Source organism: Bradyrhizobium iriomotense (assembly GCF_018130765.1).
Classification (GTDB): Bacteria; Pseudomonadota; Alphaproteobacteria; order Rhizobiales; family Xanthobacteraceae; genus Bradyrhizobium; species Bradyrhizobium iriomotense_A.
In genome coordinates, this window is sequence record NZ_JAFCJZ010000002.1 from 154,382 (window position 1) to 168,722 (window position 14,341).

A 14,341-nucleotide genomic window follows, 5' to 3' on the forward strand; every position below is an offset into this window, starting at 1 on the left:
CTGGCATGGGTATCAGACGGCCATTGTCGGGACGTGGAGAGAGCGAGATGGCGGAGGAACCGATCGTGGCGGCGGAGGAGACGGCCGGCGTCGTCGCGCGCCTGAAACGCCGCATGATCGATGATGCGATGCCGCTGTGGTCGACCGTCGGCTGGGATCATGCCACGGGCGGCTTCATCGACCGGCTGCACCGCGACGGCACGGCGGATGCCGCCGCGCCGCGGCGCGTGTTCGTGCAGGCCCGCCAGATCTACTGCTACGCCAAGGCGGCGCAGATGGGCTGGTATCCGGAAGGGCGCGCCATCGCGCTGAAAGGGCTGGAGCACTTGCTGGCGAAGGCCAAGGCGCCCGACGGCAAGCCCGGCTATGTGCACCGGCTGACGCCGGAGGGCGCGGTGCTGGACGGCCGGCGCGATGCCTACGATCACGCCTTCATCCTGTTCGCGCTCGCGACCGTCTACGCGCTCGACAGGGATGCGCAGGTTCGCGCCGAGATCGACGCGCTGCTCGCCTTCCTCGACGGCCATCTGCGCTCGCCGCATGGCGGCGTTCATGAAGGGCTTCCGGTCTCGCTGCCGCGCCGGCAGAACCCGCACATGCACCTGTTCGAGGCGATGATCGCGTGCTTCGACGCGACCCACGACCTGTCGTTCCAGAACCGCGCCGGCGAGTTCTTCGCGCTGTTCCTCGCCAACCTCTACGACAAGCAGAAGCACGTGTTGTCGGAGTATTTCGAGGAGGACTGGTCGAAGATCGAGCCGGTCAGTGTCGAGCCGGGCCATCAGGCGGAATGGGTCTGGCTGCTGAAGGGATTTGAGCGCATCACGGGTTGTCCAACCGGGCAGCGGCGCGCGGAACTGCTGGCGACCGCGCTGCGCTATCGCGACGAGGCGACGGGCTGCCTGATCGACGAGGGCGATGCGGGCGGCAATATCCGCCGCAGCACGCGCCGGCTTTGGCCGCAGACCGAGATCGCAAAAGCGTGGATCGCGCAGGCCGAGTCCGGCGAGGCGGGCGCGGCGGATGAGGCGCGCGCGGCGCTGGTGCGGCTCGAACGGCATTATCTCAGCCATCCCGTCAGGGGCGGCTGGTACGACCAGTTCGATCGCGACGGCAAATCGCTGGTCGACACCATTCCTGCGTCGTCGTTCTATCATGTTCTCTGCGCAGTCACGGAAGCGGAGCAGGTAATCGAGGGTTAAAGCCAGCGCTTGCGCCGCTTGAAGCTCTTGAGATTTTTAAAACTCTTGCGCTGGTCGCCGGCGCCGCCGAGGTAGAACTCCTTGACGTCCTCGTTGTCGCGCAGCTCGTCGGCGGTGCCGTCGAGCACGACCTTGCCCTGCTCCATGATGTAGCCGTGGCTCGCCACCGACAGCGCGGCGCGCGCGTTCTGCTCGACCAGGAGGATGGTGACGCCGAGATCGCGGTTGATCTTCTGGATGATGGAAAACACCTCCTTCACCAGCAGCGGCGACAGGCCCATCGACGGCTCGTCCATCAGGATCATCTTCGGGCGCGCCATCAGCGCGCGGCCGATCGCGAGCATCTGCTGCTCGCCGCCGGAGAGATAGCCGGCAAGGCCGGTGCGCTCCTTCAGGCGCGGGAAATAGTTGAAGACCATGTCGAGGTCGGCATCGACCTCGCGGTCCCTGCGGGTGAAGGCGCCGAGCTTGAGGTTCTCAAGCGACGTCATGTCGGCGACGATGCGCCGGCCCTCCATTACCTGGAAGATGCCGCGGCGGACGATCTTGTCGGGGTCGATGCCGTTGATGCGCTCGCCCTCGAACAGGATCTCGCCGCGCGTCACCTCGCCGTCCTCGGTCTTGAGCAGCCCCGAGATCGCCTTCAGCGTCGTCGACTTGCCGGCGCCGTTGGCCCCCAGCAGCGCCACGATCGCGCCCTTGGGCACGTCGAGGCTGAGGCCGCGCAGCACCAGGATGACGTCGTCATAGACGACCTCGATGTTGCGCACGGCGAGGAGGGGTGGTGCGGGCACGATGCTGGGGGAGGGGCGAACGGTTTCGGCGGTCTCAGTCATGCTTTGTTACTCCGCTGTCGTCGCCCGGCCTTATGCGCAATTGCGCATCGGGACCGGGCGACCCAGTATTCCAGAGACGCCTGACGTTCCCCGAGAGGCCGCGGCGTACTGGATCCCCCGCCTTCGCGGGGGATGACAGTGTGCGTGTGGTCCGAGCCGGGCTCACCACCCCAGCCATTCCGGCTTGCGCGGCAGCTCGACCGTCTTGACCTTCTCGAGCTTGATCGTGCCCTTGGCCATGAGGTCGTTGAGGTCGCCGTCGGTCGCGCCCGACACCTTGGTGCGATAGAGATCGACCTTCAGCGTGCCGCGATGGTCCTTGTCGGTCCAGGTTGAGGGATTGCAGACACCGTCCATGCCGGCCGGCACCCAGTCCTTCTTCTGGTAGAAGCCCTTGGCGACGTTCTCGCCGGTGGCGCCGCCGTTCTTGGCGGCCCAGTCGAGCGCTTCCCTGGTGTAGAGCGCGCTACAGACGCCGGCGATGTAGTGCACCGGGCGATAGGCCTTGCCGCTCGCATCCGACATTTTCGAGATTTCCATCACCGTCTTCATGCCCGGCGCGTTGCCGCCCCAGGTCACCGCTGTGCGCAGGGGGAACACGACTCCGTCGGCCGCGTCGGCCGCTGTCTTGGCGGCATTCTCGTCCATGCCCCAGACATTGCCGAGGAACTGCACGTCCACGCCGGCGGCCTTGCAGGCCTTCAGCACGGAGATGTTGGAGGCGGCGGTGTTGCCGAGATAGGCGTAGTTGGCGCCGGAGCTCTTCAGGCTGAGGCACTGCGCGGAGTAGTCCCCGGGCGTCAGCGCGAACACGATCGGCGGCAGCACTTCGAAGCCGAGCTCGTTGGCGATCGCCTCGCCGGCCGCCTTCGGCGCATTCGGATAGGGATGATTGCCGCCCATATGGACGAATTTGGGCTTGCCGCTCTTGCCCTTGGCCTTCCAATCCTCGGCGGCCCAGGTCACCAATGCGCGCATCGCATCCGAGTAGCTGGGGCCGTAGAAGAAGTTGTAGGGGGCGGGCTTGGCCTTTCCGCTCACGCCTTCCGGATCGGTCAGCGCCGCCGCGTAGGAGGCGGAGACGTAGGGAATCTTGTCCTGTGCGACGAAGCCGGTCAGCGCTTCGGTGTCCGCGGTGCCCCAGCCCATGATCGCGGCAACCTTCTCGCCACCAGACCATTTCTTGTAGAGCGCGATCGCGCGCGGCACCTGGTAGCCGTAGTCGTTGCTGTCGAGATTGACCTGCTTGCCGCCGACACCGCCGTTCTTGTTGATCCAGGCAAAGGTATCGGCCACGGCCTGGCCATAGGGCGTGCCGACGTCCGAGGTCGCACCGGAATAGTCGGCGAGATGGCCAACCGCGATCTGCGCCTGCGCGCTGGCCGCAAAGCCTGCGATCGCAAACGCGAGGGAAGCGGTGCTCAAAAGGGATTTTGTCTTCATGGGTTGGTTCCTCCTGTTATCGTTAAAGTGAAGTCGCCCGCGCTCAATGCGAGAACGGGTAGAGTTTCCAGTAGGCCTTGATCTGCCGCCAGCGATGCGCGAGCCCGTCCGGCTCGAACATCAGAAACGCGATGATGATGAGCCCGATCGAGATCTCGCGCAGGAAGGTGATGTTGGTGTTGAGCGACAGCGCCTTGTCGATCGCGCCGCCCTTCAAATGCAGGCTGATCCATTCCATCGACTCCGGCAGCAGCACGACGAAGGCGGTGCCCATCAGCGTGCCCATGATCGAGCCGGTGCCGCCGATGATGATCATGGCCAGGAACAGGATCGAGCGCTCGATGCCGAAGCCTTCCTGCGACACCACGAGCTGGTAGTGCGCGTAGAGCGCACCCGCGATGCCGGCGAAGAAGGCGGCAAGGCCGAACGACAGCGTGCGGTACTTGGTGAGGTTGATGCCCATGATCTCGGCGGAGAGATAATGGTCGCGGATCGCCACCAGCGCGCGGCCGTCGCGCGTGCGCATCAGGTTGGTGACGAGGATGTAGCTCAAGAGCACATAGGCCAGCACGACGTAGAAATATTGCCTGTCGCCGCGCAGCGTGTAGCCGAAGATCGAGAACGGCTCGGCGCTCGCCGGCACCGAGCCGCCGGAGAACCATTCGGCGCGCGAGAAGAAGTCGAGCAGGATGTATTGCGCGGCCAGCGTCGCGATGACGAGGTAAAGACCTTTCAGCCGCGCGGCCGGGATACCGAAGATCAGCCCGACCAGCGCAGTCACGACGCCCGCGAGCGGGATCGCAAAGAACACCGGGATCGGCGCGTTGTTGGAGATGTAGGCCGAGGTAAAGGCGCCGAGCAGGAAGAACGCAGCGTGCCCGATCGAGATCTGGCCGGTGAAGCCGACCAGGATGTTGAGGCCGAGCGCCGCGATCGAGAAGATGCCGATCTGGATCAGGATGCTGAGCCAGTAGCCGCTGAAGAATTGCGGCGCGAGGCAAAGGAGCGCAACGCCGAGAATCGCGAAGTTGCGGCTGGTCGTGGTCGGGAAGATCGTGGTGTCCGCGGCGTAGGAGGTGCGGAAATCACCAGCGGGGATGAGGGCAGGGCCGGCCATGGGTCAGATCCGCTCGATGTCGTGGGTGCCGAACAGGCCGTAGGGCTTGATCATCAGCACGATGATGAGGACGTAGAACGGCGCGATCTCGTAGAGATTGCCCCAGTGCAGATACTCGCTGTCGACATATTGCGCGACGTTCTCGAGCAGCCCGATGATGATGCCGCCGAGCACCGCGCCGCCGACGGAATCGAGCCCGCCGAGGATCGCCGCCGGAAATACCTTGATGCCGTAGGCGGCAAGGCCCGAGGAGACGCCGTTCACGACGGCGACGACGACGCCGGCGACCGCCGAGACGGTCGCCGAGATCGCCCAGGCCATCGCGAACACGCTCTTGACGGAGATGCCGAGCGACTGCGCGACCTGCTGGTTGAACGCGGTGGCGCGCATGGCGAGGCCGTATTTCGAGGCGCGGAAGAACCAGGCCATGCCGATCATCATCGCGACCGAGACGACGAGGCTCATCACATAGACGGTCTGGATCTGGAGGCCGAACAGGCTGACCGACTGGCTCTCGAATACGCGCGGGAACGGCTGTGGGTTGACGCCGAACATCCACTTCAACGTGGCCTGGAGCACGGTGGAGAGGCCGATCGTCACCATGATCACCGATATGATCGGCTCGCCGATCATCGGCCGCAGGATCAGGACCTGGACCGCGATGCCGAACACGAACATGAACACCAGTGTGATCGGCATGCCGACCCAGAACGGGACCTGGTATTTCGCCAGCAGCGCCCAGCACACCCAGGCGCCGACCAGCAGCAATTCACCTTGCGCGAAATTGACGACCTGCGTCGCCTTGTAGATCAGCACGAACGACATCGCGACCACGCCATAGAGCGTGCCGACCACGAGGCCATTGACCAGGAGCTGGATGAGGAAGGCGGTGTTCATGCGGTGGTGCTCGCTGACAAATCCGGCGCGCTCTTTCCCTCTCCCCTTGTGGGAGACGGTGGCTTCGCGAAGCGAAGACGGGTGAGGGGTTGTCTCCGCAGTGACGATGCGGAGAGAAGACCCCTCACCCGAGTGGGGGTGTAGCTGATGGCGGAGATGCCCTCTCCCACAAGGGGAGAGGGCGCATCAACCGGCAGCGCGCTTTGAAACGACATCACTCCGCGGCCTCCGCCATGTGGCCATGTCCGCCGAGGTCCACCACGCGCAGCGTTGTCCGTACGCGCTGCGTTGTGCCGTCCTGGAAGCGGATCACGGTGTCGACGGGGATGTTGGCATCGCCGCGGTAGATCGCGTCGATGATGCCTTCGTACTTCTCGTTGATGACGCCGCGGCGCACCTTTCGCGTGCGGGTGAGCTCGCCGTCGTCGGCGTCCAGCTCCTTGTAGAGCAAGAGGAAGCGCGAGATGCGCTGGCCCGGCGGCAGCGTGGCGTTGACGGTTTCGACCTCCTTCTGCAGCAGCGCATAGACCTCGGGGCGCGAGGCGAGGTCGCTGTAGGTCGTGAAGGAGAGGCGATTCTTCTCCGCCCATTTCGAGATGATGGAGTAGCGGATGCAGATCATCGCTGCGAGCGCGTCGCGGCCGGCGCCCAGCACCACGGCCTCCGCGATATAAGGCGAGAACTTCAGCTTGTTCTCGATGAACTGGGGCGAGAAGCGCTCGCCGCGCGAGGTCTCGGCGAGATCCTTGATGCGGTCGATGACGACGAGCTGCTGGTTGGCATTGAAATAGCCGGCATCGCCCGACAGCATCCAGCCGTCCTTGATGTCGGCAACGCTCGCCTCGGGGTTCTTGTAATAGCCGAGGAACATGTTCGGGTGCCGCACCACGATCTCGCCGACACCGTGGACGTCGGCATTGTCGATGCGGATCTCGACGCTGTCGGCCATCGGCACGCCCGTGGTGTCAGGATCGACCTTGCCCTCGGGATGCAGCGTGTAGGCACCCAGCAGTTCGGTCTGGCCGTAGAGCGTGCGCAGCGGCACGCCCATGGCCTGGAAGAACTTGAAGGTGTCGGGTCCGAGCGCCGCGCCGCCGGTGGCGGCCGAGCGCAGGCGGGTGAAGCCGAGCCGGTCGCGCAGCGCGCGGAACAGGATGGTGTCGGCAAAGCCGGAGCGCTTGCCTTGCTCCAGCGCAGCGAGGCCCGACTTCATGCCGATGTCGAACAGGCGCTGCTTGAAGGGCGTCGCATCCATCACCTTGGCGCGGACGTCGGCGGCGATCGATTCCCAGACACGGGGGGCAAAGAGCACGAATGTCGGCGCGATCTCGCGCAGATCGTTCATCATCGTGTCGGGCTCTTCGACGAAGTTGATCTTCATCCGGCAGAGCAGGCCTTTGCCGAGCACGTAGACCTGCTCCATGATCCACGGCAGCGGCAGCACCGAGACATATTCGTCATCGGGACCCTTCGGGTCGAAGGCGAGATAGGTCGCGCAATGGCCGAGCACACGGCCGGCGGCGAGCATCGCGAGTTTTGGATGCGAGGTGGTGCCGGACGTGGTGCAGAGGATCGCGACATCCTCGCCCCTGGTTGCATCGACCAGCTTGTCGTAGAGCTCCGGCTCGCGCGTAGCGCGGGCGCGGCCGAGCTCGGCAAACTTCTCCGCCGACATCAGGCGCGGGTCGTCATATTTCCGCATGCCGCGCGGATCGGAATAGATGATGTGCTTCAGCTTCGGCACGCGCTCGGCGAGCGTGAGCAGCTTGTCGACCTGCTCCTCGTCCTCGGCGAAGACCAACTGGGCCTCACCATAATTGAGGAGATAGGAGGCCTCTTCATCCAACACGTCGCGATAGAGCCCGAGGCTGAGGCCGCCAATGGCATGGGTTGCGACTTCCGCCGCCACCCAGTCCGGCCGGTTGTCACCGATGATGCCGATGACGTCGCCGCGACCGAGGCCGAGCTCAACGAGGCCAAGCGCGAAATCGCGCACCCGCCTCTGGTAGTCGTTCCAGGTGAAGATACGCCAGAGCCCGAGATCCTTCTCGCGCAGCGCGATCTCGTTGCCATGCTCCTTCGCGTTGAGTCGGAGCATCTTCGGATAGGTATCGGCCTGCGCGACGCGGCCTGCATAATCCATCATGCCGCGCTCTCCTGCGCCGGAGGAGCATCGTCGGGATCGACCAGCACCTCGTCTTCTTCGCCCAGGTAGGCGCGCTTGACGTGGGGATCGGCGAGCACCGCGCCCGGATCGCCCTCGGCGATCTTGCGGCCGAAATCCAGCACCATGACGCGGTGGGAGATGTCCATCACCACGCCCATGTCGTGCTCGATCATCACCACCGTCATGCCGAACTCCTCGTTGAGATCGACGATGTAGCGGGCCATGTCCTCCTTCTCCTCGAAGTTCATGCCGGCCATGGGCTCGTCGAGGAGGATGAGGCGCGGCTCCAGTGCCATGGCGCGGGCGAGCTCGACACGCTTGCGCAGGCCGTAGGAGAGGGTGCCGGCGGTCGCCTTGCGCACCGACTGCAGATCGAGGAAGTCGATGATCTCCTCGACCTTGTGGCGGTGCGCGAGCTCTTCCTTGCGTGCGCCGGTGAGCCAGTACAGCGAGCCCGTGAGGAAGTTGTTCTTCAGGAGGTGGTGGCGGCCGACCATGATGTTGTCGAGCACGCTCATGTGGTGGAACAGCGCCAGGTTCTGGAAGGTGCGGCCGATGCCGAGCGAGGCGCGGGCGTTCGGCGTCAGGCCGGTGATGTCGCGGCCCTGGTAGAACAGCTGGCCTTCGGTCGGCTTGTAGCGACCGGAAATACAGTTCACGATCGAGGTCTTGCCGGCCCCGTTGGGGCCGATGATCGAGAACAGCTCGCCCTCCTTGATGGCGAAGCCGACGTCGGTCAGCGCACGGACGCCGCCGAATCGCAGGGACACGCCGCGCACTTCGAGACTGGTAGCCACCAAACGAATCCCTCCCGGTGATGGCGCTTGATTGGCGCTCTTCGTCCGTTCCTGTCGGGCGATCCTAGTACGGCCGTGCCGGCCAGACCATGCAGCTATTGGTCTCGACCGGACCGGCGCGGCATTCGTTCCCGTTCGGGATCAAAAGCCGCACCACCCGAGGTGGCTCTCAATAGGGGAAAGCGCTATTTTGAAATGTCTCGCGGCTGACAATTCTGCGACAAAGTTTTTCGGGCGGCAGCGACGTCCATCTTTCGTAGGACGGGCGGTCGGGCGATCGTGCTGCAGTGCAGCAGAAGGGCGGAGTGACGAAACGGTGGCCTCTCGATCATGATTTCAGAGGATCATCTGAAGCGCGTCGCCGCCTGGTCGCGCGAGCTCACGCAAGCGGAGATCGAGGTCGCTCGTGCCGGAATCACGGAGCGGTCCTACGGCACCGGCGAGACCGTGTTCATGCGCGGCGACAATTTCGACTATTGGGCCGGCATGGTCTCCGGTCTTGCCCGGATGGGCGGGGTCTCGCGCGACGGCAAGGAGACGAGCCTGGCCGGGTTGACGGCCGGGGCCTGGTTCGGCGAGGGCAGCGTGCTCAAGAACGAGCCGCGCCGCTACGACGTGGTGGCGCTGCGCAACAGCCGCGTCGCGCTGATGGAGCGCAGCGCGTTCATGTGGCTGTTCGAGAACAGCGTCGGCTTCAACCGCTTCCTGGTGCGCCAGCTCAACGAGCGGCTCGGCCAGTTCATCGGGATGCTCGAGGTTAACCGCACCCTCGATGCCACCTCGCGGCTTGCGCGGAGCATCGCCTCGCTGTTCAACCCGATCCTTTATCCGGAATCGACGGCGCATCTGGAGATCACGCAGGAGGAGATTGGCGCGCTCTCCGGCATGTCCCGCCAGAACGCCAACCGCGCGCTCAACCGGCTGGAGAAGGAGGGGCTGCTGCGGCTGGAATACGGCGGCGTCACCATCCTTAATGTCGAACGGCTGCGCGGCTACGGGGACTAGAAGCAGTCACCGCGCGTTGGCGGGTGCGTGCACCGGCCAGAGGTCGGCCCGCCAGCGGATCGCGATCGCCAGCATCGCGATGAAGCCGGCGGCGGCGTAGAGCGACCCTGTCGCGGAGTAGCCGACGATATCGATCAGGCTGCCGGCCGCGAGCAATCCGAGCGGCAGGCCGTAGATCACCATCATGCGCACGCCCATCACGCGGCCGCGCAGATGCGCGCTCGCCGTGCGCATCAGGATCACGGCCGCCGAGATCATCGACATGCTCTGGGCGATGCCGGCAAGCACAAGGCAGGCCATGGCGACGGGCATCGTCCTGATTTCGACGAACACCAGCAGCATGGCGTACCAGGCCAGCGTCGCGCCGATCAGCAGCCGGGCAATGCGCAGTCCGCCGACCAGGCTGAGCGTGATCGAGCCGATCAGCGAGCCGACGGCAAAACTCGCCGAGAGATAACCGAGGCCGGTCTGGTCGGTGTGAAAGATTTCGCGCGCGATGTAGGGCAGCAATCCGCCGGTGAAGGGAAATGCGGTGAGATTGGCAAGGAAGGCGACGCACAGCGCAGCACCCATTCCAGGGCCATTCCAGGCGTAGACAATCCCCTCTTTCAACTCGTCGAGCAGTTTTGAAACGGCGCGGCTGTTCGTCGGCAGGTCCGTCGTGGCAACGGTCCTTTTCGGTCGGGTCAGGCAGGACATGAGAATCGCGGCCACGAAATAGAGGCTGGCGACGGCCGCATAAACCAATCCAATGCCGAGCACGGCGAAGAGACCGGCGCCCGTCAACGCTCCGGCAATGCGGGCGCTATCCTGGGTCGTGCGTGACAGGCTGATGGCGCCGACCAGCCGCTCGGCCGGCATGATGTCGGCGAGCAATGCGCTGCGAAGGCCGAGATCGGAGGAGCGGATCAGGCCCATGATCGTCACGATGATCATGACGTTGAGCGGCGCCAGATGCCCGGTCAGCGCCAGCACCATGATAGTCGAAGCCAGCGCCGTATAGGTGAGGCGCAGCACGACGAGGAGATCGCGATGACCCATGCGGTCGCCAACCATCCCGAGCGCCGGCGCAATCAGCGTTCCCAGATATTGCAGCGAGGCGAGAAGGGTCAGCAGCAGCACCGATCCGGTCTCGACCAGGATGTACCAGCCGAGCACCAGCGTTTCGATCTCGAACGCCCAGGAGGTGAGCAGGTCGGATGGCCACTGGAAGCGATAGTTGCGGATGCGGAACGGTGCGAGCGCTGAAGGTCGCGCGGATGTGCTCAAGATGCGACAACGGGTTTCACGGCGATTCCCTGCCCTTATTTTTGTTCTTCTGTTCGGCAGGGTAGCCCCGGCGATGCCCCTGTCAATTGGCGGCACCGCATGCCGCCATGCTTGCCGACGACGTGCGGTCCGCCAGTGCGCCCGCAGCATCGCTTCGCTGCCAGCCGATACGGAGAGGTAGATTGGCCCCCGCTTGCTCTTCCGGCGCGCAAAGCCCATTCTGGTCTGCATCCCGGGCCTATTCGGCAGGTCCGGTAGATCGCGCCGTCGCGGCTTCCGCGAGGTCTTGACCCATGAACTGCTCTCGCTGTGGTTTCGAGGTCCAGAGCGGCTTTGCCTTCTGCCCGAAGTGCGGCACGAAGCAGCCGAACGCGTGCCCTGGCTGCGGCTTTCCGTGCGCACCGGATTTCGCCTATTGCCCGAAATGCGGCGCCTCCGTCTCTGAGGCCCGCGGCGGGCAGGCGCTGACGAGCCCGACGACGCTTCCGATCCGGCCCTCCTCTCCGCCTCTCGTGCCGACGGATGCGGCTCAAGCCGCATTTGGACTTCAGTTGGATAAGATCGACAGCGAGGCGAACCGCCGTACCATCACCGTGCTGTTTGCCGACCTCAGCGGCTTCACCGCGATGAGCGAGCGGCTCGACCCCGAGGTCATGCAGACGCTTCAAAACGAACTGTTCGAAGAGTTGACGGCCGCGGTGCAAAGCTTTGGCGGTTTCGTGGACAAATTCATCGGCGATGCGCTGCTTGCTCTGTTTGGTGCGCCGGCTGCGCACGAGGACGACCCGGAGCGGGCGGTCCGCGCTGCCCTCGACATGATCGGCCGGACGGCGCGTCTCAGCGAACGCGCGAAGGTGTATGCAGGTTCACCGCTGCTGCTCCATGTCGGCATCAACACCGGACACGTCGTCGCGGGCGGGCTCGGTGTGGGCGTTGCCAAGTCCTATTCGGTGACCGGCGACACGGTGAATACCGCCCAGCGACTCCAGTCGATGGCGGCTCCGGGCGAGGTGCTGGTCGGGCCATTGACCCACCGTCTGACGCGGCATGCGTTCTCCTATGACTCGCTTGGCGAGGTCTCGCTCAAGGGCAAGATGGGCAGCGTACTGGTGCACCGTCTGAGGGAGGCGCTCGACACGCCCCGTGAGGCACGCGGCCTCGACGCGCTGGGCCTCAATGCGCCGTTCATCGGGCGCGACGCCGAGCTTGCGCGCATCGTCGGCAGCCTTGATCTCGCATGCGGCGGCGCGGCTCAACTGGTGCGGCTGGTCGGCGAAGCCGGCATCGGGAAAACGCGCCTGGTCAGCGAATTCGCCGCCCGTATCCGCGACGAGGATCGATTTGCACACGTGGCGATTCGGCGGGCGGCGTGCTCGCCGCTAGGCGAACAATCCTACGGCACACTCGCCGCCGTGCTGCGCAGCGCCTATGGCATCGCGCAGAAGGCCGGCGCCGCAGAGGCGGAGGCGAAGGTCGCCGAAGCGCTGTCGCAGCTTGGCCTCGCGACTGACGAGGCCGACCGACTGATGCCCCTCTATCTGCACGTACTCGGCCTCGGCGACCCCGCCGTGCTCAGGCATGTCGAGCCCGAACAGCTCCGCCGGCAGATATTCTTCGCGATTCGCACCGTCTTCGAACGCCGCCTGGCACTGTCGCCGCTGCTGATCATCGTCGAGGATCTGCATTGGGCGGACGCGGTATCTCTTGAAGCGTTGCGGTTCCTGATGGACAGAATGGAGCGGACGCGGCTGATGCTGCTGTTTACGCATCGGCCGATGCTGGAACTGGACCAGTTCGGTTCGAGCAAAATCAGTCACACGACCCTTCGGCTGCCCCCGCTTGGCGACGCCGAGGGACAAAGGCTGATCGCGGCCTACTTCAGTCGCGTTTGGCGTGACCCACCGGGACGCCTGTTCAGCCGAATCCTCGATCGCGCCGGCGGCAATCCGCTTTTTCTCGAGGAGATCATACGGGGCCTCATCGAAGCCGGCACGCTGGAGCGCGACGGCGCGCAGTGGCGGATGACGTCGGATGAAGCCGCCGCCGATATTCCGGCAAGCATCCAGGCGTTGTTGCTGGCGCGCCTCGACCGGTTGCCGCATCCAGTACGCCGCCTAGCACAGGAGGCTGCGGTTATCGGCCCGCGTTTTGATGTGGCGGCTCTCGGTGCGGCGGCAACCGAGCCGGCGAGGGTTGAAGCAGGGCTCGAACGTCTGTGCGACGCGGAGATCATCGAGGAGGTCGCGGGCTCGAACTCGATTTCGCTGCGGACCTACCGCTTCACGCAAACCATGCTTCAGGACGTGATCTATCAAAACCTGCTTCTGCAGCGCCGGATCGAGCTTCATGGACGGATTGGTGGAGCGCTCGAGAGGCTCTATGGCGATGAGCCCGAGCGCCTCGAAGATCTCATACTGCTCGGACATCACTTCAGCCTGAGCGCGAGCAAGCCGAAAGGCGCGCGCTATCTGCGCGCGGCCGGCGATCGCGCACGCGCCAGCTATGCCAATGACGATGCCATCCGTCTCTACCAACAGGCCCTCGCCGTGCTGTCGACCGGCGGCGAACTGGAGCCGGAACGTCTGGTCCTGTACGAGCGGATTGCGGACCTCTGCGGCGCGGCTGGCCGCCGGACCACGGCCGAGGAGCACTATCAGAGCGCGTTGGAGGGGCATCGCGCCATACAGGACCGGATCGGCGAAGCGCGAATTGTTCGCAAGCTTGGCCGATTGCTCTGGGACGCCGGCAAGCGGATCAAGGCAGAGACGCATTACGCCGAGGCGGCCAAACTGCTTGGAGGGACCGACGCGCCCATCGAGTGGGCGCATCTCTTGCAGGAGCGCGGCCGTCTCGCGTTTCGGACGGGCGATCACGTGGCCGCCGCAAGATGGGCAGACGAGGCGCTCGGCTATGCACGGTCAGTACCGGCGGACGGGGACGAGCAGGCCGGGCTCGAGGCGGCACGTGCCATTGCCGAGGCCCTCAACACCAAGGGGGTTGCGCTGGCGCGGCTTGGACGACACGAGGAGGCGGTCCGTGAGGTGGAGCAAAGTGTCGCGGCCGCCGAAGCGGCCGGGCTCCTTAACGTAGCGTGCCGCGGCTACACCAATCTCGGTGTGCTCTACACGATCGTTGACCCGGCGAAAGCCGTGGAGGTCTGCCGGCGTGGACTCGACGTCGCGCGTCGGATCGGGGATCTTGGCTTCCAGGCGCGTCTGCTTGCCAATTTTGCCGTTGCCTGTTGCACCTTCACGGACAGATGTACCGAGGAAGGGGTGCCGGCAGCCGAAAGGGCGATCGAAATCGACCGTGCGCTCGATCAGCGCGAGCATCTCTCCGTGCCCCTGATCGTGCTTGGGCAAATCCATCAATGCCATTTCCGCCCCGATCTGGCCGCCCTCTGCTACAACGAAGCAATCGAGGTGGCGAACGAAACCGGCGAACCGCAGCAGCTCTTTCCATGCTATGATGGTCTCGCGACGCTGAGCCTTGATCGAGGCGACATGCCCGAGGCCGACCGATATTTCGCGCTGGCCCATGATGTCTGCGCTCGCCACGGGCTTGATCCCGCCGGGCTGATCGTACTGCCATTTCTTGACTAGGTCATA

At 64.9% G+C, this 14,341-nt stretch carries 10 protein-coding genes; 3 read left to right on the top strand and 7 right to left on the bottom strand.

The window, feature by feature from the left end; all coding sequences use genetic code 11:
* Positions 1 to 47: 47 nt before the first annotated feature.
* Positions 48 to 1,202, top strand: a complete 1,155-nt coding sequence (locus tag JQ635_RS04235) for an AGE family epimerase/isomerase (protein ID WP_211408620.1) — start codon at positions 48 to 50, stop codon at positions 1,200 to 1,202.
* Here JQ635_RS04235 and JQ635_RS04240 read toward each other — a convergent pair.
* From JQ635_RS04240 to JQ635_RS04265, 6 genes are all read right to left on the bottom strand, one after another.
* Entirely contained in the window at positions 1,199 to 2,038 is an 840-nt protein-coding gene (locus JQ635_RS04240) for an ABC transporter ATP-binding protein (protein WP_018643250.1), read from the bottom strand. The genes JQ635_RS04235 and JQ635_RS04240 overlap by 4 nt on opposite strands.
* Before the next feature lie 162 nt (positions 2,039 to 2,200).
* Complete coding sequence (locus JQ635_RS04245) at positions 2,201 to 3,481, bottom strand: ABC transporter substrate-binding protein (RefSeq protein ID WP_211408621.1); 1,281 nt, start codon at positions 3,479 to 3,481, stop codon at positions 2,201 to 2,203.
* A 43-nt stretch (positions 3,482 to 3,524) separates the two neighbouring features.
* Positions 3,525 to 4,598 carry a branched-chain amino acid ABC transporter permease gene (locus JQ635_RS04250; RefSeq protein ID WP_211408622.1) on the bottom strand — a complete coding sequence of 358 codons (1,074 nt, stop codon included), beginning with the start codon at positions 4,596 to 4,598 and terminating at the stop codon, positions 3,525 to 3,527.
* A gap of 3 nt (positions 4,599 to 4,601) precedes the next feature.
* A complete protein-coding gene (locus JQ635_RS04255; protein ID WP_211408623.1) occupies positions 4,602 to 5,495 on the bottom strand; it encodes a branched-chain amino acid ABC transporter permease in 894 nt (297 codons plus the stop codon).
* 214 nt (positions 5,496 to 5,709) lie between these two features.
* Positions 5,710 to 7,641: a long-chain fatty acid--CoA ligase gene (locus JQ635_RS04260; RefSeq protein WP_211408624.1), complete on the bottom strand. Its 1,932-nt coding sequence runs from the start codon at positions 7,639 to 7,641 to the stop codon at positions 5,710 to 5,712.
* Entirely contained in the window at positions 7,638 to 8,459 is an 822-nt protein-coding gene (locus JQ635_RS04265; protein WP_211408625.1) for an ABC transporter ATP-binding protein, read from the bottom strand. Before JQ635_RS04265 ends, JQ635_RS04260 begins: the two co-directional genes overlap by 4 nt.
* 330 nt (positions 8,460 to 8,789) lie before the next feature.
* Between JQ635_RS04265 and JQ635_RS04270 the strand changes: the two genes are divergently transcribed.
* Positions 8,790 to 9,464 (top strand): Crp/Fnr family transcriptional regulator, encoded by a 675-nt coding sequence (locus JQ635_RS04270; RefSeq protein WP_211408626.1) that lies wholly within the window; start codon positions 8,790 to 8,792, stop codon positions 9,462 to 9,464.
* A gap of 6 nt (positions 9,465 to 9,470) precedes the next feature.
* Here JQ635_RS04270 and JQ635_RS04275 read toward each other — a convergent pair whose 3' ends face one another.
* Complete coding sequence (locus JQ635_RS04275; protein WP_211408627.1) at positions 9,471 to 10,733, bottom strand: MFS transporter; 1,263 nt, start codon at positions 10,731 to 10,733, stop codon at positions 9,471 to 9,473.
* Between the two features lie 293 nt (positions 10,734 to 11,026).
* Here JQ635_RS04275 and JQ635_RS04280 point away from each other — a divergent pair, with 293 nt between their 5' ends.
* Positions 11,027 to 14,335 carry an adenylate/guanylate cyclase domain-containing protein gene (locus JQ635_RS04280; RefSeq protein WP_211408628.1) on the top strand — a complete coding sequence of 1,103 codons (3,309 nt, stop codon included), beginning with the start codon at positions 11,027 to 11,029 and terminating at the stop codon, positions 14,333 to 14,335.
* The last annotated feature ends 6 nt before the right edge of the window (positions 14,336 to 14,341 follow it).

Excerpts from the sequence above, each read along its gene's own strand:
- JQ635_RS04270 (WP_211408626.1), top strand. The coding sequence starts at position 8,790 with ATGATTTCAGAGGATCATCTGAAGCGCGTCGCCGCCTGGTCGCGCGAG.
- JQ635_RS04245 (WP_211408621.1), bottom strand. The coding sequence starts at position 3,481 with ATGAAGACAAAATCCCTTTTGAGCACCGCTTCCCTCGCGTTTGCGATC.
- JQ635_RS04280 (WP_211408628.1), top strand. The coding sequence starts at position 11,027 with ATGAACTGCTCTCGCTGTGGTTTCGAGGTCCAGAGCGGCTTTGCCTTC.
- JQ635_RS04255 (WP_211408623.1), bottom strand. The coding sequence starts at position 5,495 with ATGAACACCGCCTTCCTCATCCAGCTCCTGGTCAATGGCCTCGTGGTC.
- JQ635_RS04250 (WP_211408622.1), bottom strand. The coding sequence starts at position 4,598 with ATGGCCGGCCCTGCCCTCATCCCCGCTGGTGATTTCCGCACCTCCTAC.
- JQ635_RS04240 (WP_018643250.1), bottom strand. The coding sequence starts at position 2,038 with ATGACTGAGACCGCCGAAACCGTTCGCCCCTCCCCCAGCATCGTGCCC.
- JQ635_RS04260 (WP_211408624.1), bottom strand. The coding sequence starts at position 7,641 with ATGATGGATTATGCAGGCCGCGTCGCGCAGGCCGATACCTATCCGAAG.
- JQ635_RS04235 (WP_211408620.1), top strand. The coding sequence starts at position 48 with ATGGCGGAGGAACCGATCGTGGCGGCGGAGGAGACGGCCGGCGTCGTC.